This is a genomic window from Mesorhizobium sp. WSM4847 (assembly GCF_055811335.1).
The window spans coordinates 1-26,817 of the sequence record NZ_JBVVPY010000041.1 but is presented as its reverse complement, the minus strand read 5'-3'; the positions used below and the strand labels follow the sequence as shown (position 1 = coordinate 26,817).

The 26,817-nt window shown below is 64.0% G+C and carries 23 protein-coding genes; 10 read left to right on the top strand and 13 right to left on the bottom strand.

The genetic code is table 11. The features are described from left to right. Positions 1 to 117: 117 nt before the first annotated feature. Positions 118 to 1,020 (bottom strand): phosphotransferase, encoded by a 903-nt coding sequence (locus AC0L28_RS33065; protein ID WP_473482622.1) that lies wholly within the window; start codon positions 1,018 to 1,020, stop codon positions 118 to 120. A 158-nt stretch (positions 1,021 to 1,178) separates the two neighbouring features. Here AC0L28_RS33065 and AC0L28_RS33060 point away from each other — a divergent pair, with 158 nt between their 5' ends. After that, entirely contained in the window at positions 1,179 to 1,811 is a 633-nt protein-coding gene (locus AC0L28_RS33060) for a class I SAM-dependent DNA methyltransferase (protein ID WP_023802865.1), read from the top strand. A gap of 140 nt (positions 1,812 to 1,951) precedes the next feature. On the opposite strand, the gene AC0L28_RS33055 is transcribed toward AC0L28_RS33060, so the two are convergent. Together AC0L28_RS33055 and AC0L28_RS33050 are read right to left on the bottom strand one after the other, a co-directional pair. Further along, a complete protein-coding gene (locus AC0L28_RS33055; RefSeq protein WP_473482620.1) occupies positions 1,952 to 4,405 on the bottom strand; it encodes a GcvT family protein in 2,454 nt (817 codons plus the stop codon). Further along, positions 4,402 to 5,286: a phosphotransferase gene (locus AC0L28_RS33050; protein ID WP_473482618.1), complete on the bottom strand. Its 885-nt coding sequence runs from the start codon at positions 5,284 to 5,286 to the stop codon at positions 4,402 to 4,404. The genes AC0L28_RS33055 and AC0L28_RS33050 overlap by 4 nt, the downstream gene beginning before the upstream one ends. A 426-nt stretch (positions 5,287 to 5,712) precedes the next feature. On the opposite strand from AC0L28_RS33050, the gene AC0L28_RS33045 reads away from it, so the two are divergent. After that, entirely contained in the window at positions 5,713 to 6,486 is a 774-nt protein-coding gene (locus AC0L28_RS33045) for a DeoR/GlpR family DNA-binding transcription regulator (RefSeq protein WP_473482616.1), read from the top strand. On the opposite strand, the gene AC0L28_RS33040 is transcribed toward AC0L28_RS33045, so the two are convergent. Both AC0L28_RS33040 and AC0L28_RS33035 read right to left on the bottom strand, forming a co-directional pair. Continuing rightward, positions 6,483 to 7,379, bottom strand: coding sequence for an NAD(P)/FAD-dependent oxidoreductase (locus AC0L28_RS33040; protein WP_473482614.1), 897 nt, complete (start codon positions 7,377 to 7,379; stop codon positions 6,483 to 6,485). The two genes, AC0L28_RS33045 and AC0L28_RS33040, sit on opposite strands and share 4 nt — an antisense overlap. Beyond that, positions 7,369 to 7,818, bottom strand: coding sequence for an RrF2 family transcriptional regulator (locus tag AC0L28_RS33035; RefSeq protein WP_473482613.1), 450 nt, complete (start codon positions 7,816 to 7,818; stop codon positions 7,369 to 7,371). Before AC0L28_RS33035 ends, AC0L28_RS33040 begins: the two co-directional genes overlap by 11 nt. Positions 7,819 to 7,906: 88 nt before the next feature. On the opposite strand from AC0L28_RS33035, the gene AC0L28_RS33030 reads away from it, so the two are divergent. The 6 genes from AC0L28_RS33030 (at position 7,907) to AC0L28_RS33005 (ending at position 14,782) form a co-directional block, all read left to right on the top strand. Beyond that, a complete protein-coding gene (locus tag AC0L28_RS33030; protein ID WP_023802869.1) occupies positions 7,907 to 8,833 on the top strand; it encodes a LysR family transcriptional regulator in 927 nt (308 codons plus the stop codon). A 126-nt stretch (positions 8,834 to 8,959) separates the two neighbouring features. Further along, a complete protein-coding gene (locus AC0L28_RS33025; RefSeq protein WP_128244443.1) occupies positions 8,960 to 10,111 on the top strand; it encodes an ABC transporter substrate-binding protein in 1,152 nt (383 codons plus the stop codon). A 191-nt stretch (positions 10,112 to 10,302) separates the two neighbouring features. Beyond that, positions 10,303 to 11,301, top strand: coding sequence for an ABC transporter ATP-binding protein (locus tag AC0L28_RS33020; RefSeq protein ID WP_128244442.1), 999 nt, complete (start codon positions 10,303 to 10,305; stop codon positions 11,299 to 11,301). 253 nt (positions 11,302 to 11,554) lie between these two features. Then, positions 11,555 to 12,520, top strand: coding sequence for an ABC transporter permease (locus tag AC0L28_RS33015; protein WP_473482610.1), 966 nt, complete (start codon positions 11,555 to 11,557; stop codon positions 12,518 to 12,520). After that, a complete protein-coding gene (locus tag AC0L28_RS33010) occupies positions 12,510 to 13,325 on the top strand; it encodes an ABC transporter permease (RefSeq protein WP_128168297.1) in 816 nt (271 codons plus the stop codon). Before AC0L28_RS33015 ends, AC0L28_RS33010 begins: the two co-directional genes overlap by 11 nt. A gap of 29 nt (positions 13,326 to 13,354) precedes the next feature. Next, positions 13,355 to 14,782 carry a gamma-aminobutyraldehyde dehydrogenase gene (locus AC0L28_RS33005; RefSeq protein ID WP_287250302.1) on the top strand — a complete coding sequence of 476 codons (1,428 nt, stop codon included), beginning with the start codon at positions 13,355 to 13,357 and terminating at the stop codon, positions 14,780 to 14,782. A gap of 69 nt (positions 14,783 to 14,851) precedes the next feature. Here the strand turns inward: AC0L28_RS33005 and AC0L28_RS33000 are convergent, their stop codons facing one another. The 7 genes from AC0L28_RS33000 to AC0L28_RS32970 all read right to left on the bottom strand — a co-directional run bounded on the left by AC0L28_RS33000 (position 14,852) and on the right by AC0L28_RS32970 (position 22,713). After that, positions 14,852 to 15,193, bottom strand: a complete 342-nt coding sequence (locus AC0L28_RS33000; RefSeq protein WP_128168295.1) for a formate dehydrogenase subunit delta — start codon at positions 15,191 to 15,193, stop codon at positions 14,852 to 14,854. Then, positions 15,183 to 16,010, bottom strand: a complete 828-nt coding sequence (gene fdhD / locus AC0L28_RS32995) for a formate dehydrogenase accessory sulfurtransferase FdhD (protein ID WP_287250307.1) — start codon at positions 16,008 to 16,010, stop codon at positions 15,183 to 15,185. The genes AC0L28_RS33000 and fdhD overlap by 11 nt, the downstream gene beginning before the upstream one ends. 277 nt (positions 16,011 to 16,287) lie before the next feature. Next, positions 16,288 to 19,164 (bottom strand): formate dehydrogenase subunit alpha, encoded by a 2,877-nt coding sequence (fdhF, locus tag AC0L28_RS32990; RefSeq protein ID WP_473482608.1) that lies wholly within the window; start codon positions 19,162 to 19,164, stop codon positions 16,288 to 16,290. Positions 19,165 to 19,174: 10 nt separating this feature from the next. Further along, entirely contained in the window at positions 19,175 to 20,731 is a 1,557-nt protein-coding gene (locus AC0L28_RS32985) for a formate dehydrogenase beta subunit (protein WP_473482606.1), read from the bottom strand. Further along, entirely contained in the window at positions 20,728 to 21,207 is a 480-nt protein-coding gene (locus tag AC0L28_RS32980; RefSeq protein WP_077377054.1) for a formate dehydrogenase subunit gamma, read from the bottom strand. The genes AC0L28_RS32985 and AC0L28_RS32980 overlap by 4 nt, the downstream gene beginning before the upstream one ends. A 131-nt stretch (positions 21,208 to 21,338) precedes the next feature. Further along, positions 21,339 to 22,238, bottom strand: coding sequence for a LysR family transcriptional regulator (locus AC0L28_RS32975; protein ID WP_027151624.1), 900 nt, complete (start codon positions 22,236 to 22,238; stop codon positions 21,339 to 21,341). Between the two features lie 97 nt (positions 22,239 to 22,335). Beyond that, positions 22,336 to 22,713: a VOC family protein gene (locus tag AC0L28_RS32970; RefSeq protein WP_023802882.1), complete on the bottom strand. Its 378-nt coding sequence runs from the start codon at positions 22,711 to 22,713 to the stop codon at positions 22,336 to 22,338. A gap of 236 nt (positions 22,714 to 22,949) precedes the next feature. Between AC0L28_RS32970 and AC0L28_RS32965 the strand changes: the two genes are divergently transcribed. Further along, entirely contained in the window at positions 22,950 to 24,143 is a 1,194-nt protein-coding gene (locus AC0L28_RS32965; RefSeq protein ID WP_128168292.1) for an Mrp/NBP35 family ATP-binding protein, read from the top strand. Between the two features lie 140 nt (positions 24,144 to 24,283). Here the strand turns inward: AC0L28_RS32965 and AC0L28_RS32960 are convergent, their stop codons facing one another. After that, positions 24,284 to 24,745: an SRPBCC family protein gene (locus tag AC0L28_RS32960; RefSeq protein WP_473482603.1), complete on the bottom strand. Its 462-nt coding sequence runs from the start codon at positions 24,743 to 24,745 to the stop codon at positions 24,284 to 24,286. A gap of 157 nt (positions 24,746 to 24,902) precedes the next feature. On the opposite strand from AC0L28_RS32960, the gene AC0L28_RS32955 reads away from it, so the two are divergent. Beyond that, a complete protein-coding gene (locus tag AC0L28_RS32955) occupies positions 24,903 to 26,708 on the top strand; it encodes an IlvD/Edd family dehydratase (protein ID WP_128174072.1) in 1,806 nt (601 codons plus the stop codon). The last annotated feature ends 109 nt before the right edge of the window (positions 26,709 to 26,817 follow it).

The window sequence follows — 26,817 nt, the reverse complement described above, 5'->3', positions numbered from 1 at the left end:
TAGAACCTGTCCCATAGCGCATCCTTTGATTCGGACGGCAATGATGCGCCATTAAAGTCCGGGATCAAACAACTAGGGTCCAGATTTCTGGTGCCTTAAGGTTCAGAGTTTTGGCACTTAACCGGCGCGCACCGCCGCCAGATGCGTTGAGAAGTCGGCCGTCTCCATCAGCGCCCTGCAGCGTGAAAAGCGACCGTCGGCATAGGCGCGGAAATCGTCGGCCGGATTGCTGTTGGCAAGCTGGATCAGTCCCCACAGCGTCCACAAGAGATCGCACATCGCCTTGTAGATGACGATGCGGCCGCGCTCCGCCGGCGTCGGCTCGCCACCGAAATAGGCGCCCATCATCTCGTCCTCCTGCGCCGTATCAAACTGGCCTTCGACGCTGAGGTCGCCGAGATCCCAGAGCGGGTCGTTCATGCCGGAATATTCCCAGTCGACGATCCACATCCTGTCGCCCGTATCGAGAAAATTTTCGCACAGCGGATCGCAGTGGCAGGCGACGAGAGGCAGGGGATGCGCGGCAAGCGCCGAGCGCACGGTTTCCGCCTCGCGAACGACGTCGTGGTAACCGGCAGGCAGGGCGACGTCCTTGGTCGACAGCACCTTCAGGTAGTCGTCGATCATCGCAAACAGCTCGAAGCGGAAGGGAAACACCGCGCCGGATGTATGCAATCTGCGGAAGGCTTTGCCGGCACGCTCCGGACTGCCCGGCCGGGTCTTGAATTTATCCGGCGACATCGTCTCGGCGCCCGCGATGAAGCGCGTCACCATCACGCCTGTCTCGCCGTCGACATGCAGCAGCTCGGGGCTGACGCCGGCCATCGCTGCCTCCCGCGCCGCCACCGCCTCGTTGGCGCGGTTGATATACTCCTGCGTGCCCTTGCCGGGAATCCGCAGGCAGGCATCTCCAGCCCTGAAGACGATGTTGGTGAGGCCACCCAGCCGCTCCAGCGGTCCCTCGTAGCCGGCCAGCGCCGGAATGGCTGCAAGCGCCGCGCGTGCTTCCTCGTCCACCATCGCTTCTGCCCTCTTTTCGCGTCTATTTATGGTGACGACGGTTCCACAAATTTCGCCGTTTGGCTATCATCGCTTGCATGCGGTTCACTCCAGCGCCGTGCGTTCCTGTAGGACGCGCTAAGAACGCTGCGGCACTTTGATTTGCGGACGAGACTGTAATGGCGGACAGGAAAAACAAAGGCGCGCTCGCCGCGGCCTATGCAGCGAAGCGGCCAGAGGAGGTGGCGGCGCTCTACGACCGCTGGTCCGACACCTACGACGCCGACATGTCGGCGGCCGGTTATCGCCATCCGACCATCTGCCTTGCCCTGCTTGCCCGCCACCTGCCGCGCGGCGCGGCACCGCTCCTCGATGCCGGTGCCGGCACCGGGCTCATCGGCGAGTGGCTGAAGATCGCGGGCTATCCGCAGGTCGAGGCGCTCGACATTTCCGAAGGCATGCTGGCCCAGGCAGCGCGCAAGGGCGTCTATTCGGCGCTTCACTGCTTGGCGCTCGGCGGCCCGCTGCCCTTCGCGGATGATGCCTATGCCGGCATCATATCGGCCGGCGTCTTCACTTCGGGCCATGTCGGCGCTGAGGGGCTGGACGAACTGATCCGCATCTGCCGGCCGGGCGGGATAATCGTGCTGACGGTCAAGAACACCCTGTGGGACGCCGGCTTTTCCGCAGGGATAGCCGACCTCGAGGCGAAGGGCGTCGTCACGCGCGCCGAGGAGACATCGCCCTATGTCTCCATGCCGGGCGAGGCCGACACCGTGCCCAGCCGCGGTCTCGTTCTGCGCGTGAACTGACCATCCCCGCTCTTATGCATGTCGCGCAAAAGCACGCCCTCGGGCCTGACCCGAGGGTGCGCAGCGGTTTTGCGATAACGACATGCATAGAAACAAGAACTTAAAGCGCCTCGCATGAAGCCGTTCAGACGCGACGCGCTTTAGGCTCTGATCCTTTCTCCGGCCGGGTCGTAAAGCGGCTCGAGATGGATTTTTGCCGGCGTCCGCTCCATAGCCACCACCAGCTCGTAGTCGCCGCAGGTGAGGAAATCGTCGCTGACGCCGTCGGCGTTGCGCACATAGCCGTAGCCGATGTTCTTTCCGACCGTGTAGCCATAGCCGCCGCTGGTCAGGTAGCCGACCGGCTCGCTGTTGCGCAGGATCGTTTCGCGCCCGAGCAGCACGATCTCGCAATCGTCGACGGTGAAGCCGGCAAAGCGTTTTTTCAGAACCGCGCCGCCGATCTCTTCCAGCGCCCGCCGCCCGAGAAAATCTGTGTTCTTGCGAAGCTTCACCGCCCAGCCAAGGCCGGCCTCCTGCGGCGTGTCGTTGGGCGTGATGTCGGAGCCCCAGGCGCGGTAGCCTTTTTCCAGCCGCAGCGATTCCAGCGCCCTGTAGCCGACCGGGCGGATGCTGTGCTCCTCGCCCGCCGCCATCAGAGCGTCGAAGATTTCGCCCGTCGCCGCGATCGGCACATGCAGCTCCCAGCCGAGCTCGCCGACATAGGTGACGCGCAGCGCCCTAACTGTGGTGCCGGCGATGGAGATTTCCCGCACCTGTCCGAACGGGAAAGCGGTGTTCGACACGTCCGCATCGGTCACCGCAGCCAGCACGTCGCGGGCCCGCGGCCCCATCAGCGACAGCGTGCCGAAATCCTCGGTGACATCGGTGAGCGTCACGTCGAGCTCGTTGCCGACATGGTCGCCGATCCACGAGAAGTCATGCGTCCTAAAGCCGGTGCCGGTGACGACGTAGAATCGGTCTTCGCCGAGCCGCGCCACGGTCAGGTCGGCCTCGATGCCGCCGCGCGTGTTGAGAAGCTGCGTGTAGGTCAGCCGGCCGACCGGCTTGGCGACGTCGTTGGCGCAGATCCAGTCGAGCGCCTTCAGCGCATCCGCACCGGTCATTTCGTATTTGGCGAAGGACGATTGATCGAAGATGCCCACGTGTTCGCGCACGTGCCGGTGCTCGTCGCCGACCGGCGAAAACCAGTTCTGCCGGCCCATCGAATAGATGTCCTTCGGCTCGACGCCTTCGGGCGCAAACCAGTTCGGCCGCTCCCAACCGAGCTTGGAGCCGAACACGGCGCGGTGCTTTTGCAGCCGTTCGTAGAGTGGCGACACGATCCGTGGCCGGCCCGTGGCATACTCTTCATGCGGGAAGCCGATCGTATAGTGCTTGCCATAGGCTTCCAGCGTGCGGTCGCGGACCCATTGCCGGTCGCGGTGCAGGTCGGAAAAGCGCCTGATATCGACCACCCACAGGTCGAGTGGCGCCTCGCCGTCGACGACCCACTGCGCCAGCACCCAGCCGGCGCCGCCGCCTGCCGCGATGCCAAAGGCGTTGAAGCCGGCGCCGACGAACATGTTGGCGCATTCGGGTGCCACGCCGAGAATGAAATTGCCGTCCGGCGTGAAGCTCTCCGGCCCGTTGATCATCTGCTTGACGCCGACGGTTTCGAGCGCCGGAACCCGCTTGATCGCCTGGTTCATATGCTGCTCGAAATGATCGTAATCGTCGTCGAACAGCCGGAACTGCCAGTCGTCAGGGACATCGCCGCCGGGAAGATCGGTCGTCCAGGCTTGCGGGTTCGGCTCATAGCCGCCCATCACCAGCCCGCCGACCTCCTCCTTGAAATAAATGCGGCGGTCGGGGTCGCGGATCGTCGGCGCATCGGTCGCCAACCCGTCTATTCTTTCGGTGACGAGGTACTGGTGCTTCACCGGCTGCAGCGGCACGTTGATGCCGGCTAGCGCCCCCACCTGCCGCGCCCATTGCCCGGCACAGTTCACCACCTTGTCGCAGGCGATATCGCCCCTGTTGGTCTTTACCGTTGTGATGCGGCCCTCCTGCATGTCGAAGCCGGTGACGCGGACATCCTCGAACAGCCTGGCGCCATGCATGCGCGCGCCTTTGGCCAGCGACTGGGTGATGTCGGAAGGGTTTGCCTGGCCGTCGGTCGGCAGCCAGTTGGCGCCGACGAGATCGCCGGTTGCCAGCAGCGGCCACATCGCCTTGACCTCGGCCGGTGACAGCAACTGCATGTCCATGCCGAAGCTCTTCGCCGTCGTCGCCAGCCTCTTGTACTCGATCCAGCGGTCGGCATTGGTGGCGACCCTGAGGCATCCGGTCATCTTCCAGCCGGTGGCCAGTCCGGTTTCGGCTTCCAGTCCCTTGTAGAGATCGACCGAATATTTGAGCACGCGGGTGATCGAGGCCGAAGACCGCAATTGACCGACCAGCCCCGCCGCATGCCATGTCGAGCCCGAAGTCAGTTTGCCCTGTTCCAGGAGCACGACATCGGCCTTGTGGTCACGCGCCAGATGATAAGCCGTCGAACAGCCGATTATGCCGCCGCCGATGACGACGATCTCGGCGTGGGCGGGCAAGGTCATGATATCTGTCCGTATTTTGTTCTGTAGTTTTCCAGCGCGGCATCGAGCCGCGTCAGGTTTTCGTCGGTATAGGCAATGTAGTCGATGCCGGGCGCGTCGAGATAAAGTTCGGAAACCATGCTCCACATCGCCTCGCGCAGCAGCGATGCGCATTGCATGGCCGCATGCGAGCGGCGGATCGCCTCGTCCGGCTCCTTCATGAAATAGGCGGTCAGGAAGGCGAAGGACTCCTCGTCGTTCATGGTGGCGTTCGAGGCAACGCCGGCGAGGTCGAACATCGCCGTGTTGAAGCCGGCATATTCGAAATCGATCAGCCACAGCCGGTGGCCGTCATCGAGAATATTAGCCGGCAGAAGGTCATTATGACCAAAGACGATCGGCAGCAATTTCTGCGCCCGTTCGAGCTCGTCTGCAAGCGTCAGCAGCCGCGGCAACTCGCTTCGCATGCGGCTGTCGGCTTCCTCCAGCGTGCGCGCATAGTCGCGGATGACATGGAATACCCAGAACATGAAGCCGGCGCCGGAGACATGATTGGGCATCTCGCGATGGAAGCCGCGCATCAGGGCGGCGACGCGGTCGATATTGGCGCGGACGTCCTCGGCGACAAAAGTCTTGGCGCCGAGAAATTCCGTTACCAGGATGCCGGGCTCGGAATGGCGGACCGCAGGCGCGAAGCCGGCGGCGTGCGCCGCGCGCGCGGTCATCACCTCGCGCTCGCGAAAGACATGATGGAATGGAAAGTCCTGGCCAAAGCGCACGACATGCCGCCCGGCGGCGTCCTTGACCAGATAGTTGGCGTTGCTCAGGCCGCCTGGCAGCGGCGCGATCTCGATGCTGCCGGTCCAGCAGGGCAGGGCGCGGATGCGGTCCTCGGCGGTCACGGGTGAATCCCTCGTTGCGCGGGGTTCAAGGCGTCGCGGGCGACGCAAAGATGGCGGCCGGCAGGAGGGAGCAATGCGAAGTCCTCGTCGGTGCGGGATCCCGGGATCGGTATCCCGCACCGCACCGACGAGCCCCAGTGCCGGGTTCTTTGACTCCGGCATCCGCCCCCGCGGATTCAAAAAAGTCCTTTTCCCTTACGTCAGACGATTTCCCGGACGTTCGGGCAGGCGAATTTTGGTGCGGCTCTGCCATCGTTCTCCCGTGGCAGTTCCGAAGCCTGTCACAAGCCAGTGTCGCGCCATGTGATCCGGCTTGTCAACGACAACTTGTGGCTTTTTGCCCGAAATCACAAGGATTTCTTGTAAACTGTGGCCGATTTGCCTTAGAAGCGGTCAGTAGCGCAACAAATCGATTGGGTGAGACCGATGCCCTCGAAGCGGCATGGCGAGATCCTGCGTCTCCTCCATGAGGAAGGCACCGTCACCATCGCCAGCCTGGCCGACCGGCTGGGCGTTTCCCTGGAGACCGTGCGCCGCGACGTCAAGCCGCTGACCAATGACGGTTCGATCCTGAAGATGCATGGCGCCGTCGGCCTGCCGTCGATGGCCGGCGAGGCGCCGTTCGAGCGGCGTATGCGCGAGAATGCCGATGCCAAGCGCGCCATCGCCCGCATGGTTGCCGCCACCATCCGCGACGGCGAAGCGATCATGCTCGACACCGGCACCACGACCTCTTTCCTGGCCCGCGAACTGCTCGGTCACCGGCGGTTGACGGTGGTCACCAATTCCTCCGACATCGCCCGCACGCTGGCCACCGTCAACGGCAACAAGGTCTATATGGCCGGCGGCGAACTGCGCAGCGATTCGGGCGCTGCCTTCGGCGTCTCGGCCATTGCATTCGTCAGCCGCTTTTCCGTCAGCCACGCTGTGATCTCCACCGGCGCGGTCGATGCCGTCACCGGCGTGATGGACTATGATCTGGACGAGGCGGAGTTCGCCCGCATGGTGCTGTCGCGCGGCCAGCGCTCGCTCGTCATCACCGACCACACCAAGTTCGGCCGCCAGGGCCTGGTCCAGGTCTGCGGCCTCGACGGTTTTTCCGAACTCGTCACCGATCGGCCGCCGCCGCACGCCATCGCCGCAGCCCTTGCCCAGGCTGGCGCACGGCTCAGCATTGCCGGCAGCGAAAGCGGGATCTAGTCGAAAACCAGTGATTGGTGGGCGCATATGCCCGCGAAGGTGCCACCTGATACGGCGAAGGCGATGTTGTGCATCGATCGTGCCGCATCTCCCGCGGCATAGACACCCTGCACGCTCGTCTGCTGTCGGTCGTCGACGGTGATTACCGGGCCGAGGAAGCCCTCTGTGAAGGTGCAGCCAAGCTGTTCGGCCAGGGGACAGGCCATGGTGTTGGGCGGCGCGGTGAACAGCGCCTTTACGCCAGTCCTTCGGCCGTCTTCGAGCCTGACGATCAGCGCGCCAGAACCATCTTTTTCCAGTTCGGCCACGTCGGTCGGCTCGAACCGCACGTTCCGCTTTTCCAGCGCAAGCATCTGTTCCGCGTCGGGCTCGAACGTACCGTTTGCGAACAGCGTGACGTCACCCCAGTCGGCGATCAATTGCGCTTGATGCACGGCCATCGGGCCGGTTGCCAGCACGCCAAGCGGCCCGCCGGCGACCTCGTAACCATGGCAATAAGGACAATGCAGCACGCTCTTTCCCCAATGCTCGGCAAGCCCGGGAACATCCGGCAGGATATCGCGCACGCCGGTGGCAAGAACCAGCCGCGCCGCGCCGAATGTCTCGCCGCGAGCCGTCGTGATCTCGAAGCCGGAACCAGCGGCAGCGGCTTTGTCAGCCAATCCGGCGAGGACCCTGGCTGTCGGATAGGCCAACAGCTGCCGTCTTGCGTCGTCCAGGATTGCGCCGGGCGCGCGCCCGTCCTGTCCCAGGAACCCGTGCGAATGCTCGGCAAAACGATTGCGCGGCTGGCCGGCGTCGATCACCAGGACGTTGCGCCGGGCCCGTGCCGCCTGGATGGCGGCAGACAGGCCGGCAAAGCTGCCGCCCACGACAATCAGATCATACTGCATGGCTGGTCACTCCAATCAACTTGTAACGGCGGTGGAAATCGGCGGCGAGATCGGCAAGCGTGATGCGGCTGAGTTTTTCCGCCAGCAGCCTCTCGGCCTCGACACGAAAGTCGTCGAGCGCGGCTATCACCGCTTGTTCGACAAGGCAGCCGGGGCTTTCCCGCTCGGTGCTGAACGGCAGCAGCGTTTCGCCGAGCGCGGCGCTGATCTCGGCCAACGAAATTTTCTCGGGCGCGCGGCCAAGCTGCCAGCCGCCGCCATGTCCGCGCGACGAGGTGACGATGCCAGCGTCGCGCAAGCCGGCGATGGTCCGGCGGACGACGACCGGGTTCGTGTGGATGAATGTGGCAAGCTGCTCGGAGGTCAGCGCGTGCTCCTGCGCCTCGGTCATGTGGACCAGAATGTGCAGGGTCGAAGAGAGTCTGCTGTTTCGTTTCATGTAACTCACTTAGTTACAAGTGTTGCGGCCGTCAAGTGTTCGTTGGTCGCCACTTCCCAGCGCCGCATCCGCCGTGTTTAGTCCGGCCATGGCCTTCACCATCCGCCAATTGCAGTTCTTCATCGCCGTCGCCGAGCAAGGCACCGTGTCTGGCGCCGCCCAAAACCTGTCCATCTCGCAATCGTCGGTCACCGAGGCGATCAAGGAGCTCGAAGGCGATCTCGGCGTCGAACTGTTCGAGCGCCATCCGCGCGGCCTCAACATCACCCACAAGGGCCACCAGTTCCTGCGCCACGCGACAAAGATCCTTGCCGATGTTTCCGATGCGCGCCGCGCCTTCTCCGGCGAGCAAGCGGCGGCTGGCGGCCGGCTGCAACTCGGCGTCACCTCGCTGGTCGCCGGCTATGTCCTGTCCGACCTTCTCGCCCGCTATCGCCGCGCCTATCCGGGCGTCGAGATCTCGGCCATCGAGGACAATGGCGACTACCTCGAACATCTGCTGGTCGGCGGCAAGCTCGACATCGCCGTCATGGTCACCTCGAACCTGCGCGACCGCACCGCCCTGCAATCGGAAATTCTAGAAGTCTCGCCCTACCGGCTATGGCTGCCGCTTGGCCATCCGCTGTCCAGCGCCGACATCATCGGCATCAGCGACATCGCCTCGGAACCGCTGATCATGCTGACCGTCGATGAGATCGAAGAGAATACCGGAAAATTGCTGGCGGCGATCGCCGCCAAGCCGCATGTCGCCTTCCGCACCCGCTCGGTCGAAGCGGTGCGCAGCCTCGTCGCCACCGGCGCCGGCGTGGCGCTGCTGCCCGACCTCGTCTACCGGCCATGGTCGCTTGAAGGCGACCGCATCGAATCGCGCGATATTTCGGGCTCGTTGCCGGTTGTCCAGGTCGGCACGGTCTGGCGGCGCGGCTCCGGCCTGCCGCAGGCCGCGCGCGACTTCATCGGGCTTGCCCAGTCGCAGCGCATGGTTCGTCAGCGGCCGGACAAGAACGGCCGCTGATCTATCGGAAAAACCGATATCGCCTTTCTGATAAATGAATTTGCGAAACCGGAAATTTCACAGCACCTTCATGATCAGGGAGCAAAGCCGCCGCGAGAGTGCGGCCCCTCAAATGGGAGATCGACGATGAACTCATTCCTGAAGTCGTGCACTGCATTAACGGTCGCGCTGGCCTTCTCCGGCCAGGCGATCGCCCAGGTTAAGGAACTCGGCAAGGGCGAAGGCCAGGTCAACATTGTCGCCTGGCCCGGCTACATCGAACGCGGCGAAACCGACAAGAACTATGATTGGGTCACGTCTTTCGAGAAGAACACAGGCTGCAAGGTCAATATCAAGACCGCCAACACCTCCGACGAGATGGTCGCGCTGATGAATGAGGGCGGCTTCGACCTTGTTACTGCCTCGGGCGACGCGTCGTTGCGCCTTGTCGCCGGCAAGCGGGTCCAGCCGATCAACACCGATCTCATCCCGAGCTGGAACACGGTCGACGACCGGCTGAAGGATGCGCCGTGGTTCACGGTCGGCGGCGTCCACTACGGCGCCCCATACCAGTGGGGGCCGAACGTGCTGATGTACAACACCGAGGTGTTCAAGGAAGCGCCGAAGAGCTGGAACGTCGTCTTCGAGGAGATGACCTTGCCCGACGGCAAGCCGAACAAGGGCCGCGTCCAGGCCTATGACGGGCCGATCCACATCGCCGATGCCGCCAACTATTTGATGTTCCACAAGCCGGAGCTCGGCATCAAGGATCCCTACGAGCTGACCGAGGACCAGTACAAGGCCGCCCTCGATCTGCTGCGCGTCCAGCGCACGCTGGTCGGACGCTACTGGCATGACGCCGCCATCCAGGTCGACGATTTCCAGAACGAAGGCGTCGTTGCCTCCGGTTCATGGCCCTATCAGGTCAACACGCTGGTTGCTGCCAAGAAGCCGGTCGCTTCGACCATCCCCCAGGAAGGCGTCACCGGCTGGGCCGACACAACCATGCTGGCAGCCGACGCAGCCCACCCGAACTGCGCCTATATGTGGATGGAGCACTCGCTGTCACCGAAAGTGCAGGGCGATGTCTCCGCCTGGTTCGGTTCGCTGCCGGTGGTGCCGGCTGCCTGCAAGGGCAACGAATTGCTCGGCGACGAAGGCTGCAAGACCAACGGCTACGACAATTTCGAAAAGATCAAGTTCTGGAAGACGCCGGTGTCGAAATGCGCCACCCAGGACCAGTGCGTGCCTTACTATCGCTGGGTGTCGGACTATATCGGCGTCATCGGCGGACGGTGACTTCGTTTCGCATTGCTCGCCAGTTGGCGCTGCCCCTCACCCTTGCCCCCTCCCGTGAACAACGGGGAGCGGGGGTCGCGAGCGTTGCGGCTAGCCCCTTCTCCACGTCCCTACGGGGAGAAGGTGCCGGCAGGCGGATGAGGGTCAGCGCTGTCGCCTGAATTGACGAGCCTGGCAGATCAGGACAGCCCATGACATCAGCCGTTTCCTTCCAGAAAGTCTCGCGCCATTTCGGCAGCGTGCGCGCCGTCGACATGGTCGATCTCGACATCGTGCCGGGCGAGTTCTTCGCCATGCTTGGACCTTCGGGCTCCGGCAAGACGACCTGCCTGCGCTTGATCGCCGGCTTTGAGCAGCCGACATCGGGCTCGATCTCCATCTTCGGCGAACGCGCCGAAGGCGTTCCGCCCTATCGCCGCAACGTCAACACCGTGTTTCAGGACTACGCGCTGTTCCCGCATCTGAACGTGCTCGAAAACGTCGCCTACGGGCTGATGGTCAAGGGTGTCGGCAAGCCCGAACGGCAGAAGGCGGCCGAGGAAGCATTGTCGCTGGTCCGGCTTCCCGGCTACGGCGCCCGCCGCCCGAGCCAGCTTTCCGGCGGACAGCGCCAGCGCGTCGCGCTCGCCCGCGCGCTGGTCAACCAGCCGAAGGTGCTTCTGCTCGACGAGCCGCTTGGCGCGCTCGACCTCAAGCTCCGCGAAAACATGCAGGAGGAGCTGAAGTCGCTGCAGAAGGCGCTCGGCATCACCTTCATCTTCGTCACCCACGACCAGGGCGAGGCGCTGTCGATGGCCGACCGCGTCGCCGTCTTTAACGACGGCAAGATCATGCAGATCGGCACGCCGGAGGACATCTACCAGCGGCCGAGGACGCGCTTCGTCGCCGATTTCGTCGGCTCGTCCAATGTGCTGCCGCCGGATTTCGTTCAGCGCTATTCCGGCCAGCATCGCTGGGGCAGCCTGCGCCCTGAATCCATTCGCATCGGCCGGGCGGCGAAGGGCGACGGCGTTGCCGCCCGTCTCGTCTCGACCAATTATCTCGGCGCCACGACCAGACTGGCGCTCGACGCCGACGGGTTGAGATTGCATGCCATTGTGCCGGCCGGTGCGAAATTGCCCAGGGAAGGCGAGGCGGTCGTGCTCACCTTCAACCGCGAGCATTTGCATCTGATGGACGAGCCGGGATGATGGCGCTGTCGGCAATTGTGGCTAGCCGAGGGAAGACGCTCTACGGCGCCCCCCTCTGTCCTGCCGGACATCTCCCCCACGAGGGGGGAGATCGGCTGTTGCAACCACTTTCGCCAGTCACCAACGTTGCAGAAGAGGCGCCGCCGGCGAAGCTGCCGATCTCCTCCCAAGTGGGGGAGATGTCCGGCAGGACAAAGGGGGGCGCGAAGGATCGCGGCCTCCCAAATATCCTCCGCCAAGACAGAGCGGCGTCATGACAATGGCCGCGCTCAACTCCAATCCCGCTCCCGCCATCCTGCCGGGAAGCGGCGGCGTGCGCGGCGCCCTGTCCGACTTGTTCTGGCGCAAGCCGAAGCTGCTGCTGCTGTTGATGCTGCTGCCGCCGGTGCTGTGGCTCGGCATCGTCTATGTCGGCTCGCTGTTCGCGCTGCTCTTGCAGAGTTTTTTCTCGATCGACGAATTCTCCGGCCTCATCAACCGGCAGTTCACGCTGAAGACCTATGGCGACCTGCTGCAGGCCGCCAATCTCGACATCATCCTGCGCACGGTGACGATGGCGGCCCTGGTCACGCTCGCCTCGGCGACCATCGCCTTTCCCATCGCCTATTACGCGGCCCGCTATGCGCGCGGCCGCTGGAAGGCGCTGTTCTATCTCGGCGTGATGCTGCCGCTGTGGTCGAGCTATCTGGTCAAGATCTACGCCTGGAAGCTCATTCTCGCCAAGGAAGGCATTCTCACCTGGCTGCTCGCCAAGCTGCATCTGCTATGGCTGCTCGATGGCTGGCTGTCGCTGCCGGTCGTCGGCGGCAACTCGCTGTCGGTGTCGTCCACCGGCACCTTCATCGTCTTCGTCTACGTCTGGCTGCCGTTCATGATCCTGCCGGTGCAGGCGGCGCTTGAGCGCGTGCCGGGCAATCTGGTCGAGGCCTCGTCCGATCTCGGCGCCTCGCCCGGCCAGACCTTCCGCAACGTGCTGTTCCCGCTGGCGCTGCCGGGCATCGTCGCCGGCTCGATCTTCACCTTCTCGCTGACGCTGGGCGACTACATCATCCCGCAGATCATCGGCACCTCGCGGCTGTTCATCGGCCAGGCCGTCTATTCGCAGCAGGGCACCGCCGGCAACATTCCGCTCGCCGCCGCCTTCACCGTGGTGCCGATCGTCATCATGGGCTTCTACCTCTGGGGCGCCAAGCGCATGGGGGCCTTCGATGCGCTCTGATGGCTCACCAACCGCCCCTCTCGGCCTGAAGGTCGCCGCCGCCTGCGGCCTGCTGTTCCTGCATCTGCCGATCTTCCTGATCTTCGTCTATGCCTTCACGACCGAGGAAAAGAGCTTCGCCTGGCCGCCGCCGGGGCTGACCATGCAATGGTTCGCCGTCACCTGGAACCGCCCGGACGTGTGGGAAGCGCTGTCGCTGTCGGTCCGTGTCGCCGCTATCTCGACACTCGTCGCCCTGGTGCTCGGCACGCTCTGCGCGGCCGCCGTTTCGCGAACACGGTTCTTTGGCCGCGAAACCATCTCGCTGCTGGTCATCCTGCCGATCGCGCTGCCCGGCATCATCACCGGCATCGCGCTGCGTTCGGCCTTTTCGCTGGCCGAGGTTCCGTTCTCGTTCTGGACGATCGTGCTCGGCCACGCCACCTTCTGTGTCGTCGTCGTCTACAACAACGCCGTCGCCCGCTTTCGCCGCACCTCCGGCTCGATGATCGAGGCGTCGATGGACCTCGGCGCCGACGGCTTCCAGACGTTTCGGCATGTCGTGCTGCCCAACATCGCCACCGCGCTGCTTGCCGGCGGCATGCTTGCCTTTGCGCTGTCGTTTGACGAGGTCATCGTCACCACCTTCACCGCCGGCCAGCAGCAGACGCTGCCGATCTGGATGCTGGAGGAATTGATCCGTCCGCGCCAGCGCCCGGTCACCAATGTCGTGGCCATGGTCGTCGTGCTGGTGACGCTGCTGCCCATCCTCGTCGCCTATTACCTGACCCGCGACGGCGACCAGATCGCCGGTTCGGGCAAATGACGTCAAGAATCCATAAGGGAGAGACTGCCATGGACACAAAGATGCTGATCGGCTCGAAATTCGAGAAGGGCACCGAGACCGAGGAGCCGATCCTCAATCCGAAGACCGGGGCGACTATCCTCAACCTGCCTGAAGCCAGCCAGGTGCAGATCGAGGCGGCGGTGCTGGCGGCCGAAAAAGCCTTCGTCACCTGGTCGCGCACCACGCCCGCGCAGCGCTCCGGTTATCTCCTGAAGATCGCCGATCGCATCGAGGCCGCGGCACAAGATTTCGCCGCCCTCGAGGCGCTCAATTGCGGCAAGCCGATCAATGCGGTGCTCAACGACGAAATCCCGGCGATCGTCGACTGCTACCGCTTCTTTGCCGGCGCTGTCCGCTCGATGCCCGGCCAGGTCGCCGGTGAATACATTCCCGGCCACACTTCGATGGTCCGCCGCGACGCCATTGGCGTCGTCGCCTCGATCGCGCCGTGGAACTACCCACTGATGATGATGGCCTGGAAGCTGGCGCCGGCGATTGCCGGCGGCAACACGGTCGTCTTCAAGCCGTCCGAGCAGACGCCGCTGACAGCGCTGAAGCTGGCAAAAATCCTTGCCGAGATACTGCCCGAGGGCGTCGTCAACGTCGTGCTCGGCAGAGGCGACAGCGTCGGCAACACGCTGATCAACCACCCGAAAATCAATATGATCTCGATCACCGGCGATGTCGCCACCGGCAAGAAGGTGCTGCAGGCCGCCGCCAAATCGGTCAAGCGCACGCATCTCGAACTAGGCGGCAAGGCTCCGGTCATCGTCTTCGACGACGCCGATCTCGGCGCGGTGGTCAATGGCCTGCGCGCCTTCGGCTATTACAATGCCGGCCAGGACTGCACCGCCGCCTGCCGCATCTATGCCGGCAAGAAGATCTACGACAAGCTCGTCGCCGATCTTTCCTCCGCCGTCTCGACCATCAAATACAACCGCCCCGACGACACGGAAAACGAGATCGGGCCGTTGATCTCACGCCGCCAGCGCGACCGCGTCTCGAGCTTCGTCGAGCGCGCCTCGGAGCTTAAGCACATCGAGATCACCACCGGCGGCAAGCCGGGCGAGGGCACCGGCTTCTTCTATCAGCCGACCGTCGTCGCCGGCGCGCTGCAGGAGGACGAGATCGTGCGCCGCGAAGTGTTCGGGCCGGTTGTCTCCGTCACCCGCTTTGCCGAGGTCGACGAGGCGGTGAGCTGGGCCAATGACAGCGATTATGGCCTTGCGTCCTCGGTGTGGACCAAGGATGTCTCGCGCGCCATGGCGACGGCCGCGCGGCTGCAATATGGCTGCACATGGATCAACACCCACTTCATGCTGACCAATGAGATGCCGCATGGCGGACTAAAGCAGTCCGGCTACGGCAAGGACATGTCGCTCTATGCGCTGGAAGATTATACCGCCGTGCGGCATGTGATGGTTGCGCACGGGTAGCGCCTTTTTCTTCTCCCCGTTGACGGGGAGAAGGTGGCCCGAAGGGCCGGATGAGGGGCAGCACCGGGCCTACTTCTGCGAAGCGGCGATATTCGACTCACCGGCCCCAAGGCCCTTGCCGCCTGGAACGACGCCCCCGGCATCGGCGCCGAAGCCCGCTGCTTCCGGTGCGGCCGGCCGCTTGATCCTTGCCGAGGCGGCCACGACAAGCTCGTTGAAGCCTTCGCCACCATTGTCCAGCATCTCGAACAATTGCCGCCGCATCCTCGGTTCCCAGAATTTGTTGATGTGCTCGGCGACGCCGGCAATGCCTTCCTCGCGCGGCTTGGAGTGAAAAAAGGCGGCAATCTGGTTAGCCATGCGGACCAGCTTTTCGCTGGTGCTCATGATGTGGCCTTCGTCATGCGACATGCTTGGCAACTCCGGAAGCCACCCGCTCGGGGTGGGTGAAAATATCGAAATCATCGCCGCGCACCAAAGCCACCAGCGTCATGCCGGCGTCCCCGGCGGTACGGATGGCAAGTGCCGTTGGCGCCGAAACGGCGATGATGAACGCAGCGCCGATCGCCGCCGTCTTCTGCACCATCTCGACCGAAACGCGCGACGTCACGACGACGGCACCCAAGGTGCCATCGATGCTGGCTTTGGCGAGCGCCCCGGCGAGCTTGTCGAGCGCATTGTGGCGGCCGACATCCTCGCGCGCCATGACGATGCCCTTGCCTGGGATATAAAAACCGGCGGCATGGACCGCACCGGTCTCGGCATGAAGCGGCTGCGCTTTCGACAAAAGCCTGACCGAACGGACGATGTCATCGGTGTCAAGTGTAAGTCTTGACGAACCGACCGCCTCGACCGAGCGCATCGCCTCCTCGATCGACTCGATGCCGCACAGCCCGCAGCCGACCGGGCCGGCCAGGCGTCGGCGCCGCGCCTCGAACCGCGTATTGGCCTGGTCCTTCAGCCTGATCTGGATGTCGATGCCGGCGCCGTGATCCTCGACCTCGATCGCCTCGATTTCCCGGCCGTCGGCGATAATGCCTTCGGTCAGCGAGAAGCCGAGCGCGAAATCCTCGAAATCGGCCGGGCTTGCCATCATCACCGCATGAGTGGTGCCAGCGAAGGAGAACGCCACCGGCGTCTCTTCCGGCACCATCCGGTTGGCGGCCGCACTGCCGCCGGCGCGGTGGGCGAGGCGGGAGATCTGGGTGGTACCGCAACGTTTGGGCATCACGCGGCACCCCCCTCTGGCCTGCCGGCCATTTTACTTAGGAAGCGTCGAAGGTTTCTTGCTTCAATTGACAGTTGCTCTCCTAGGCCATCCCCCACTCCGTCGCTGCTTCGCAGCGCCACCTCTCCCCCCTCCGGAGGGAGAGGAAGGGAGCCTGGAGTTCGCGCGCTTTCCTCTCCCCCGTCGATCGGGGGAGAGGTGTCGAGCGAAGCTCGACGGAGTGGGGGTCGACCAACCGTCAAGATTGAAGCGCTTTCGGTCGAATGCCTCGGCACGATTACTCCGCTGCTTCCAAGGTCGCGATGCGACGGCTGTTGCGGGCCTGCTCGTCATAGTCGAGCTGCCATTCCGACGGCCCGTTGGACGCGCCGACCTGCACCGCCGTCACCTTGTATTCCGGGCAGTTGGTCGCCCAGTCGGAGAAGTCGGTGGTGATGACGTTGGCCTGGGTGTCGGGGTGGTGGAACGTCGTATAGACCACGCCAGGCGACACCTTGTCGGTGATCAGCGCGCGCAGCGTCGTCTCGCCGGAGCGGCTGGTCAGGCGGACCCAGTCGCCGTCGCGCAGACCGCGGTTTTCGGCGTCATGCGGGTGGATCTCGAGACGGTCCTCGCTGTGCCACATGACATTGTGGGTACGCCTGGTCTGCGCGCCGACATTGTACTGCGACAGGATGCGGCCGGTGGTCAGCAGCAGCGGGAAGCGCGGTCCCGTCCTCTCGTCGGTCGCCACATATTCGGTGCGGATGAACTTGCCCTTGCCGCGCACGAAGCCGCTGATATGCATGATCGGCGTGCCTTCCGGCGCCTGTTCGTTGCAAGGCCACTGCACCGAGCCCATCTTTTCCAGATAGTCGTAGGAGACCTTGGCGAAGCTCGGCGTCGTCCTGGCGATCTCATCCATGATTTCGGACGGATGCTGGTAATTCCAGGCAAGCCCCATCGCCTGTGCGAGCTTCTGCGTCACTTCCCAGTCGGCCAGCCCGTTCTTCGGCGCCATCACCTTGCGCACGCGGTTGATGCGGCGCTCGGCATTGGTGAAGGTGCCGTCCTTTTCGAGGAAGGTCGAGCCGGGCAGGAAGACATGCGCGTAGTTGGCGGTCTCGTTGAGGAAGAGATCGTGGACGACGACACATTCCATCGCCGCAAGGCCTGCGGCGACATGCTTGGTGTCGGGATCGGACTGCAGGATGTCCTCGCCTTGCACATAGAGGCCCTTGAACGAGCCGTCGACGGCGGCGTCCAGCATGTTGGGAATGCGCAGGCCGGGCTCGTCGTCGAGCTTGACCCCCCACAGGCTCTCATAAATGTCGCGCACCGCGTCGCCGGAGACGTGGCGATAGCCGGGCAGCTCATGCGGGAACGAGCCCATGTCGCAGGAGCCCTGGACATTGTTCTGGCCGCGCAGCGGGTTCACGCCGACGCCCGGCCGACCGATATTGCCGGTCGCCATGGCAAGATTGGCGATGGCGATGACGGTGGTCGAGCCCTGGCTGTGCTCGGTCACGCCGAGGCCGTAATAGATCGCGCCATTGCCGCCGGTGGCAAACAGCCGTGCGGCGCTGCGGATCTCTTCAGGATCGACATTGGCGAGCTGGCCGACCACCTCAGGGCTGTTTTCCGGCAGCGCCACGAACGACGCCCAATCCTGGAACTCGTCCCAGTCGCAGCGTTCGCGGATGAAGGCCTCGTCGAACAGTCCTTCGGTGACGATGACATGGGCAAGCGCGGTGACCACGGCGACATTGGTGCCCGGCTTCAGCGGCAGATGATGCTGCGCCTCGATATGAGCCGAGCGCACGATATCGGTGCGGCGCGGGTCGAGCACGATCAGCTTGGCGCCCTTGCGCAACCGCTTCTTCATGCGCGACGCAAACACCGGATGTGCGTCGGTCGGATTTGCGCCGATGATCATCACCACGTCGGTCTGCTCGATCGAGTCGAAATCCTGGGTGCCTGCCGAGGTGCCGAAAGTCTGGCCAAGGCCATAGCCGGTCGGCGAATGGCAGACGCGGGCGCAGGTATCGACATTGTTGTTGCGGAAACCCTGGCGGATCAGCTTCTGCACCAGATAGGTTTCCTCATTCGTGCAGCGCGACGAGGTGATGCCGCCGATCGAGGTGCGGCCATACTGGTACTGGATGCGGCGGAACTCGTTGGCGGTGTGGGTCAGCGCTTCCTCCCACGACACCTCGCGCCATGGATCGGTGACCTTTTCGCGGATCATTGGATTGAGGATGCGCTCCTTGTGGGTCGAGTAGCCGTAGGCAAAACGGCCCTTGACGCAGCTATGGCCACGGTTCGCCTTGCCGTCCTTGTAGGGCACCATGCGCACGAGCTCGTCGCCGCGCATTTCGGCCTTGAACGAGCAGCCGACGCCGCAATAGGCGCAGGTGGTGACGACCGAATGCTCGGGCTGGCCGATCTTGATCACCGATTTCTCGGAAAGCGTCGCCGTTGGGCAGGCCTGCACACAGGCGCCGCAGGACACGCACTCGCTGTCGATGAAAAGCTGGTGCATGCCGGGCGACACACGGCTTTCGAAGCCGCGGCCCTCGATGGTCAGCGCGAATGTGCCTTGCACCTCCTCGCAGGCGCGCACACAGCGCGAGCAGACGATGCATTTCGATGGATCATAGGTGAAGTATGGGTTGGACTCGTCCTTCGCCATCCATTTGAAGTTTTCGGCGCCGTCGTTCTTCTTGAAGACGTGGTTGTCGCCCTCATAGCCGTAGCGCACGTCGCGCAGGCCGACGACGCCGGCCTGCGTCTGCAATTCGCAGTCGCCATTGGCCGCACAGGTCAGGCAGTCGAGCGGATGGTCGGAGATGTAGAGCTCCATCACGCCGCGGCGGATGTCCTTCAGCCGACCGGTCTGGGTGTGCACGACCATGCCCGGCGCCACCGGCGTCGTGCAGGAGGAGGGCGTGCCGTTGCGGCCGTCGATCTCGACCAGGCAGAGCCGGCAGGAGCCGAAGGCGTCGACCATATCGGTGGCGCAAAGTTTCGGGATGGCAATGCCGGCCTCCATCGAGGCGCGCATAATGGATGTGCCTTCCGGCACGGTGACGGTGAAGCCGTCGACGGTCAGCGTCACCTGCTTCTCGGACGTCGGGGCCGGCGTGCCGTAGTCGATTTCCTGAATGAGACCCATCGCGAGGTTCCTATTCTGCTGCTTCGGCGACTGGCGCCGGCTTGAAATCTTCGCGGAAGTGGTTGATTGCGCTCATCACCGGATAAGGCGTGAAGCCACCCAGCGCGCAGAGCGAACCGAACTTCATCGTGTTACAGAGGTCCGTCACCAGCTCGATCTGCTTTTCCGGCTCGCTACCCCTGGCGATCTTGTCGATCGTCTCGACGCCGCGTGTCGAGCCGATGCGGCAGGGCGTGCACTTGCCGCAGCTCTCGATGGCGCAGAACTCCATGGCGAAGCGCGCCTGCTTCAGCATGTCGGCGGTGTCGTCGAAGACGGTGATGCCGGCGTGGCCGATCAGCCCGTCCTTGGCGGCGAAGGCTTCGTAGTCGAACGGCGTGTCGAACAGGGAGCGTGGGAAGTAGGCACCCAGAGGGCCGCCGACCTGCACCGCTTTGACCGGCCGTCCAGTCGCCGTGCCGCCGCCGATGTCGTCGACGATCTCGCCAAGCGTCATGCCGAACGCCGCCTCGAACAGGCCGCCATATCTGACATTGCCGGCGATCTGGATCGGAATGGTGCCGCGCGAGCGGCCCATGCCGAAATCCTTGTAGAAGGCAGCACCCTTGTCCATGATGACAGGCACCGAGGCCAGCGAGATGACGTTGTTGATCACCGTCGGCTTGCCGAACAGGCCCTGGATGGCCGGCAGTGGCGGCTTGGCGCGAACGACGCCGCGCTTGCCTTCGAGGCTGTTGAGCAGCGAGGTTTCCTCGCCGCAGACATAGGCGCCGGCGCCGACGCGGATTTCCATGTCGAAGGCGTGGGGCGAGCCCAGCACGTTGAGGCCGAGCAGGCCGGCCTTGCGGGCGGCCTCGACCGCCTTTTGCATCATCGCCACCGCATGCGGATACTCCGAGCGGATATAGACAAAGCCCTTGGTTGCCCCGGTGGCGACACCGGCGATTGCCATTCCCTCGATCAGCACGAAGGGATCGCCCTCCATGATCATGCGGTCGGCGAAGGTGGCGCTGTCGCCCTCGTCGGCATTGCAGACGATGTACTTTTTGTCGGCGATCGTATCGAGCACCGTCTTCCATTTAATGCCGGTCGGGAAGCCGGCGCCGCCGCGACCCCGCAGGCCCGACTCGGTGACCTGCTTGACGATGTCGGCCGGAGCCATCGCCACGGCGTTCTGCAGGCCCTTCAGTCCGCCATGCGCCTTGTAGTGATCAAGCGACAGCGGATTGATGACGCCGCAGCGCGCGAAGGTCAGGCGCGTCTGCCTGGCCAGGAACGGGATCTTGTCGGGCGCGCCCAGCCAGCGCTTGTGGTGACCGCCGGTGAGGAAGCCGCTGTCGAACAGGCTTTTGACATCGGATGGCTTCACCGGCCCATAGGCGACACGGCCATTTTCTGTCGCCACCTCGACCATCGGCTCGAGGAAATAGGCGCCGCGCGAACCGTTGCGCACGATCTTGGCCTCGATGCCGCGATCGGCCAATTCCTTCTCAATCGCCTTGGCGACCTTTTCCGCACCGAGCGACAGCGCGCCGGAATCGCCGGGAATATAGATGCGCGGGATCATGAGCGCACCTCGGCTACGATCTCGTCGAGTTTTTCGTCATCGAGCCGGCCGATCACCTCGCCGTCCAGCATCGCCGATGGCGCGCAGGCGCAAAGGCCGAGGCAATAGACCGGCTCTAGCGTCACCGAACCGTCGCGGGCCGTCTCGTGGAAGCCGATGCCCAGCAATTGCTTGAGCTTGGCGGCAATCGCGTCCGAGCCCATCGATTGGCAGGCTTCGGCTTGGCAGAGCTTCAGCACATGCCGGCCGGCCGGCCGGCTGCGGTAATCGTGGTAGAAGGTGACGACGCCGTGCACCTCCGCCTTGGAGATGTTCAGCGCTTCGGCGATGACCGGCAGCGCGTCATGCGGCACATGGCCAAACTCTTCCTGGATGCCGTGGAGGATCGGCAACAGCGGGCCTTCGAGGCCCTTCAACTCCTGAACGATCGCCGCCGTGCGCGACGCGATCTCGGTACTTGCAGGCTGCATGATCATGCAGCGCCCTCCCTGGTCGTAGTAATCCGCTAAGTGCCTAGGAAATCGGAGGAAACCCGCCAAATCAATAAAGCTGATCCGTTGCTCGATAGAAATCTTCTATCGATGCCGTCCAGCCTGCAATCTCTAGCTCAGTGGCGGGCGCGGAAATCGTCTGCCAGCGCCATTGCCTCGTCCAGCAGCGCCGAGACCAGCGGGGTGTGCGGCTCGCGCAGCGTCGCCACCAGCCCGACGGTGTGGCTGGCGTCCGGCTCGACGATCGGAATGGCCCGGATCGGCTCGGAAAAGCCGAATGTTTCCGAGAGGTTGAGCGGCATGATCGACGACCATTTTCCGGTACGGATATGCGAGAACAGCACGATCATCGAATTGGATTCGAGTGTCGGCCGCACCTGCGTGCCGGCTTCGGCCAAATGCTGGTCGATGATGCGGCGGTTCTGCATGTCCGGCGTCAACAGGCAGAGCGGCAGCTGGCTGAGCTCCGCCCATGTCACTTTGTCGCGGTCGGAATAGGGGTTTCCGATCGCGGTGATCAGCTGATAGCGCTCGTCATAGAGCGGCACGCTGGTCACCCGCCCCAGCGGCTCGTTGTCGAGATAGGTGATGCCGGCGTCGATGTCGAAATTGCCGAGCAGCGACAGCACCTCGATCGAGGTGCGCGACAGCACCGAGAAGGTGACGCCGGGATGTTTTGCCCGAAAAGGCGTCGTCAGCCGCGCCACCATGGCCAGCGCCGTCGGGATGGCGGCGATACGGATGCGCCCCGAAAGGCCGTGACGCGCCGCCCGCATCTCCTCGCGCATGGTGCGGGTATCGCCGACGATGCGGCGCGCCCACGCCAGCACCTGTTCTCCCTCCGGCGTCAGCCCCTGGAAGCGCGAGCCGCGCAGAACCAGCATCACGCCGAGCTGGCCCTCCAGCTGCTTGATGCCGGCCGAAAGCGTCGGCTGGGTGACGCCGCACACCTCCGCCGCCCGGCCGAAATGCTCCTCCCTGGCCAGCGCGATGAAGAATTCCAGCTTGTCGATCATGAGCGGACGCTACCCGGCCGAGTGAGGCTGCGCCAGATGCATGCTGTTTTTGCCTGGCGAATCCTCATTGCGGCCGAAGCTTCGCCGCCGTCCAGGCCTAGCTGTCGACCAAGTTCAGAATGTTGCCGTCAGGATCCTTGAACCATGCGACCTTCATGCCGTAGCCGACATGGATGTCGCCTTCCAGCTTCAGGCCCGGCATCTCGTAGTGCTCGAAGACAACGCCTTTCGATTTCAGCGCCTTGACGATGGTGTCGATCTCGTCGCCGACCATCCAGGTCACCGCCGTCGCCTTGTTGGTTCCGGCGAATTGCGAGCGATAGACATTGATGCTGGTGTCGCCGCATTTGTAGACGATCAGTTCGCCACCCTCGTTGTGAACCTCCGTCAGCCCCAGAACGTCTTCATAGAAGGCCTTGGCCTTGGCCAGGTCCTTCACCGCGAGATTGGCCGTTGCGTTGCTGTTTGCGAGCATGATTGGTCTCCTTTGCTTGCGGGCGAGCACGTCCGAAGCCTGCAAAGATAGGGCTGCTTCGTCTTCAGGCGACGCAGCCTGTGCGATCGGCGTGCTTCTTCCCTAAAGACGTTTCGTCCTCTGCAAGACCGACAAACGGACGCAAGTCTTTGCAGCCACGCCCGTGCGTGTCGTTCCGCCGCTTGGTTCTGTTCGGGAACTGCACTATCTCAGGCGTAAAAGCAGAGGAAAAGCTGATGCCCGCCGTCCAGGAAAACGTCACCAAGGAAATCGTCATCGAGCGCCTGAAGACGGTCAACGGACCGGACTTCACCGGCAACATCGTCGACCTCGGCATGGTCTCCGAGATTTTCATTGCCGATGCCAAGGTTTTCTTTTCGATCACCGTGCCGGCTGCCCGGGCCCAGGAGATGGAGCCGCTGCGTGCCGCCGCCGAGCGTGTCGTCAAGGCGATCCCGGGTGTCGCCGGCGCCGTGGTCGCCCTGACGGCGGAAAAGAAGGGTGGCGGCATGGAGGCTCCGGTTCCGCAAAGGCCTGCCACCAGGCCCGTACCGCCGGCCGCACCCGCTGCCGCGCCGCGTCCGGCTCCGCACGCTCCGGCCTCGCACAGTCAGGGCAAGCGCGGCGTGCCCGGCATCGAGGCGATCATCGCTGTCGCTTCCGGCAAGGGCGGCGTCGGCAAGTCGACCACTGCCGTCAATATCGCGCTTGGCCTCGCCGCCAACGGCCTGAGGGTCGGCGTGCTCGACGCCGACATCTACGGCCCGTCGATGCCGCGGCTGCTCAACATCCATGGCCGGCCGCAGACGGTCGACGGCAAGGTCCTGAAGCCGATGGAGAATTACGGCCTGAAGGTGATGTCGATGGGCTTCCTCGTCGATGAGGAGACGCCAATGATCTGGCGCGGGCCGATGGTGATGTCGGCATTGACGCAAATGTTGCGCGAGGTCGAATGGGGTCCGCTCGACGTGCTCGTCGTCGACATGCCGCCCGGCACCGGCGACGCGCAGCTGACCATGGCCCAGCAGGTGCCGCTGGCCGGCGCCGTCATCGTCTCGACGCCGCAGGATCTGGCCCTGATCGATGCGCGAAAAGGCCTCAACATGTTCAGGAAGGTCGACGTGCCGGTGTTGGGCATCGTCGAGAATATGAGCTATTTCCTCGCCCCCGACACCGGCAAGCGCTACGACATCTTCGGCCATGGCGGCGCGCGCCGCGAGGCCGAGCGTCTCGGCGTCTCCTTCCTCGGCGAAGTGCCGCTCGAAATGGGCATCCGCGAAAGCTCGGATGCCGGCACGCCGGTGGTGGTCTCCAAGCCCGACAGCGCCGAGGCCAAGATCTACCGCGACATCGCCGCGAACGTCTGGGGCAGGGTCAAGGAAGAACGCGGCGCGGCCGAAGCCGCCGTGCCGAACATCGTGTTTGAGTGATCCTCCCCCTTGAGGGGAGGGTGGCCCGCAGGGCCGGGTGGGGTCGGTGGCGACGCACTCCACCTTTCTTGGTCAACGCCAGTTGTAGGTCGAGGCGGTTGAGGCGACCCCTCCCGCCCGCTTCGCGCGGCACCCTCCCCTCAAGGGGGACGGGAGCCGCCCACCTTGTCGCCAAAGCTCGAAAAAAACTGTCCGGCCAGTTTCTTCGATGTCGATTCGATCAGACGGCTGCCGAGCTGGGCGATCTTGCCGCCGACATCGGCCTTGGCCGCATATCTGAGAATCGTCGCCTCCGGGCCATCGGCGGTCAGCGTCACATCGGCGCCGCCTTTGGCGAAGCCGGCGATGCCGCCCTTGCCCTCGCCCTGGATGGTGTAGGAATGCGGCGGGTTGAGATTCCTGAGCGTCACCTCGCCGTTGAACGTCGCCTTGATCGGGCCGATCTTGACCACCACGGTCGCCGCCATCTCGGTGTCCGACTTCTTTTCGAGGCTCTGGCAGCCCGGAATGGTCTGCCTCAGAACGTCCGGGTCGTTCAGCGCCTCCCACACCTTTTGCAAGGGTGCGGCGATGCGTTCCTCGCCTTCGATAACCAAAGCCATCAAAATCTCCCGGATACGAATTGACAAACCCCGATCCGGTCTAGCGTGGGGGTAAACACATGTCTATCGCACCAAAGTCCGGAATCGGATGGCGCGTGCCTCTTGCCTGCTCTCGCGCGTTGTCATATCGATTTGTCATACAAATACGGAGACCATGATGGCCGGCGCCCCCACGCAGAAAAAGAAATTTCGCTCGCAGGAGTGGTTCGACAATCCGGACAATCCGGGGATGACGGCGCTTTACCTCGAGCGCTACCTGAATTACGGGCTGACGCGTGCCGAACTGATGTCGGGCAAGCCGCTGATCGGCATCGCCCAGACCGGCTCGGATCTGTCGCCCTGCAACCGCCATCATCTCGAACTGGCCAAGCGCGTGCGTGAGGGCATCGTCTCGATGGGCGGCATCCCTTTCGAGTTCCCGTGCCACCCGATCCAGGAGACGGGCAAACGCCCGACCGCCGCACTCGACCGCAACCTCGCCTATCTCGGCCTGGTCGAGGTGCTCTACGGCTATCCGCTCGACGGCGTCGTGCTCACCATCGGCTGCGACAAGACGACGCCGGCCCTGCTGATGGCCGCCGCCACCGTCAACATTCCGGCTATCGCGCTGTCGGTCGGCCCGATGCTCAACGGCTGGCACAAGGGCAAGCGCACCGGCTCCGGCACCATCGTCTGGGAATCGCGCCAGCGCCTGTCGGCCGGCGAGATCGGCTATGACGAGTTCATGGACATCGTCGCCTCTTCGGCGCCGTCCACCGGCTATTGCAACACCATGGGCACCGCCACCACCATGAACTCGCTGGCCGAGGCCCTCGGCATGCAGCTGCCGGGCTCGGCCGCCATTCCGGCGCCCTACCGCGAGCGCGGCCAGATCGCCTATGAGACGGGAAAGCGCATCGTCGACATGGTGCATGAGGACTTGAAACCCTCAGACGTCATGACCCGCCAGGCCTTCGAGAACGCCATCGTCGTCAACTCGGCCATCGGCGGCTCGACCAACGCGCCGATCCACCTCAACGCCATCGCCCGCCATCTCGGCGTGCCGCTCGACAATGACGATTGGCAGACGGTCGGCCTCCAGATACCGCTCATTGTCAACCTGCAGCCGTCGGGCGAGTATCTCGGCGAGGACTATCACCATGCCGGCGGTGTGCCGGCGGTGGTGGCCGAACTGATGAAGGCCGGGCTGTTGCCTCATCCCGACGCCATGACGGTCAACGGCAAGACGATCGGCGCCAATTGCAGCGCGGCCGTCAACGAGAATCTCGATGTTATCCGCACCGTCGCCGAGCCGCTGAAGGACAATGCCGGTTTCATCAATCTTAGGGGTAATCTGTTCGATTCGGCGATCATGAAGACCAGCGGCATCTCGCCCGAATTCCGCGAGCGCTATCTGTCGAACCCGAACGACCCCGAGGCCTTCGAGGGCAACGCCATGGTCTTCGACGGGCCAGAGGACTACCACGCCCGCATCGACGACCCGGCGCAAGGCATCGACGAGCACACCATCCTGTTCATGCGTGGCGCCGGCCCGATCGGTTATCCCGGCGGCGCCGAAGTCGTCAACATGCAGCCGCCGGCCCATCTCATCAAGAAGGGCATCCATGCGCTGGCCTGCATCGGCGACGGCCGCCAGTCAGGCACGTCGGGCTCGCCGTCGATCCTCAACGCCTCGCCCGAAGCCGCCATAGGCGGCGGGCTGGCGCTGTTGAAGACCGGCGACCGCGTCCGCATCGACCTGCGCAAGGGCACTGCCGACATTCTCGTCACCGATGACGAGATTACGCGCCGGCGCGCCGAGCTGCAGAACAGTGGCGGCTATCGCTACCCCAAGCACCAGACCCCATGGCAGGAGATCCAGCGCGGCATGGTCGACCAGTTCTCCGAAGGAATGGTGCTCAAGCCCGCGGTGAAATACCAGGATGTGGCGCACACCGCAGGCGTGCCGCGGGACAATCACTGAACGCGTCTTTTTTTGCCTTCTCCCCTTGTGGGAGGTGTCGCCGAAGGCGACGGATGAGCAACCGTGCTTCAAACGGAAGCCGGATTCCAGGGTTTGTTGGTGCGCACCA

What these genes read in the sequence shown, in the direction of transcription:
- AC0L28_RS33035 (WP_473482613.1), bottom strand. Translation starts at nt 7,818, where the DNA reads ATGAAACGAAACAGCAGACTCTCTTCGACCCTGCACATTCTGGTCCAC.
- AC0L28_RS33020 (WP_128244442.1), top strand. Translation starts at nt 10,303, where the DNA reads ATGACATCAGCCGTTTCCTTCCAGAAAGTCTCGCGCCATTTCGGCAGC.
- AC0L28_RS33060 (WP_023802865.1), top strand. Translation starts at nt 1,179, where the DNA reads ATGGCGGACAGGAAAAACAAAGGCGCGCTCGCCGCGGCCTATGCAGCG.
- AC0L28_RS33055 (WP_473482620.1), bottom strand. Translation starts at nt 4,405, where the DNA reads ATGACCTTGCCCGCCCACGCCGAGATCGTCGTCATCGGCGGCGGCATA.
- AC0L28_RS32980 (WP_077377054.1), bottom strand. Translation starts at nt 21,207, where the DNA reads ATGATCATGCAGCCTGCAAGTACCGAGATCGCGTCGCGCACGGCGGCG.
- AC0L28_RS32960 (WP_473482603.1), bottom strand. Translation starts at nt 24,745, where the DNA reads ATGGCTTTGGTTATCGAAGGCGAGGAACGCATCGCCGCACCCTTGCAA.
- AC0L28_RS32965 (WP_128168292.1), top strand. Translation starts at nt 22,950, where the DNA reads ATGCCCGCCGTCCAGGAAAACGTCACCAAGGAAATCGTCATCGAGCGC.
- AC0L28_RS33030 (WP_023802869.1), top strand. Translation starts at nt 7,907, where the DNA reads ATGGCCTTCACCATCCGCCAATTGCAGTTCTTCATCGCCGTCGCCGAG.
- AC0L28_RS33015 (WP_473482610.1), top strand. Translation starts at nt 11,555, where the DNA reads ATGACAATGGCCGCGCTCAACTCCAATCCCGCTCCCGCCATCCTGCCG.
- AC0L28_RS33010 (WP_128168297.1), top strand. Translation starts at nt 12,510, where the DNA reads ATGCGCTCTGATGGCTCACCAACCGCCCCTCTCGGCCTGAAGGTCGCC.
- AC0L28_RS32955 (WP_128174072.1), top strand. Translation starts at nt 24,903, where the DNA reads ATGGCCGGCGCCCCCACGCAGAAAAAGAAATTTCGCTCGCAGGAGTGG.
- AC0L28_RS33025 (WP_128244443.1), top strand. Translation starts at nt 8,960, where the DNA reads ATGAACTCATTCCTGAAGTCGTGCACTGCATTAACGGTCGCGCTGGCC.
- AC0L28_RS33005 (WP_287250302.1), top strand. Translation starts at nt 13,355, where the DNA reads ATGGACACAAAGATGCTGATCGGCTCGAAATTCGAGAAGGGCACCGAG.
- fdhD (WP_287250307.1), bottom strand. Translation starts at nt 16,010, where the DNA reads ATGCCCAAACGTTGCGGTACCACCCAGATCTCCCGCCTCGCCCACCGC.
- AC0L28_RS33065 (WP_473482622.1), bottom strand. Translation starts at nt 1,020, where the DNA reads ATGGTGGACGAGGAAGCACGCGCGGCGCTTGCAGCCATTCCGGCGCTG.
- AC0L28_RS32975 (WP_027151624.1), bottom strand. Translation starts at nt 22,238, where the DNA reads ATGATCGACAAGCTGGAATTCTTCATCGCGCTGGCCAGGGAGGAGCAT.
- AC0L28_RS33040 (WP_473482614.1), bottom strand. Translation starts at nt 7,379, where the DNA reads ATGCAGTATGATCTGATTGTCGTGGGCGGCAGCTTTGCCGGCCTGTCT.
- AC0L28_RS33045 (WP_473482616.1), top strand. Translation starts at nt 5,713, where the DNA reads ATGCCCTCGAAGCGGCATGGCGAGATCCTGCGTCTCCTCCATGAGGAA.
- AC0L28_RS32970 (WP_023802882.1), bottom strand. Translation starts at nt 22,713, where the DNA reads ATGCTCGCAAACAGCAACGCAACGGCCAATCTCGCGGTGAAGGACCTG.
- AC0L28_RS33000 (WP_128168295.1), bottom strand. Translation starts at nt 15,193, where the DNA reads ATGTCGCATGACGAAGGCCACATCATGAGCACCAGCGAAAAGCTGGTC.
- fdhF (WP_473482608.1), bottom strand. Translation starts at nt 19,164, where the DNA reads ATGGGTCTCATTCAGGAAATCGACTACGGCACGCCGGCCCCGACGTCC.
- AC0L28_RS32985 (WP_473482606.1), bottom strand. Translation starts at nt 20,731, where the DNA reads ATGATCCCGCGCATCTATATTCCCGGCGATTCCGGCGCGCTGTCGCTC.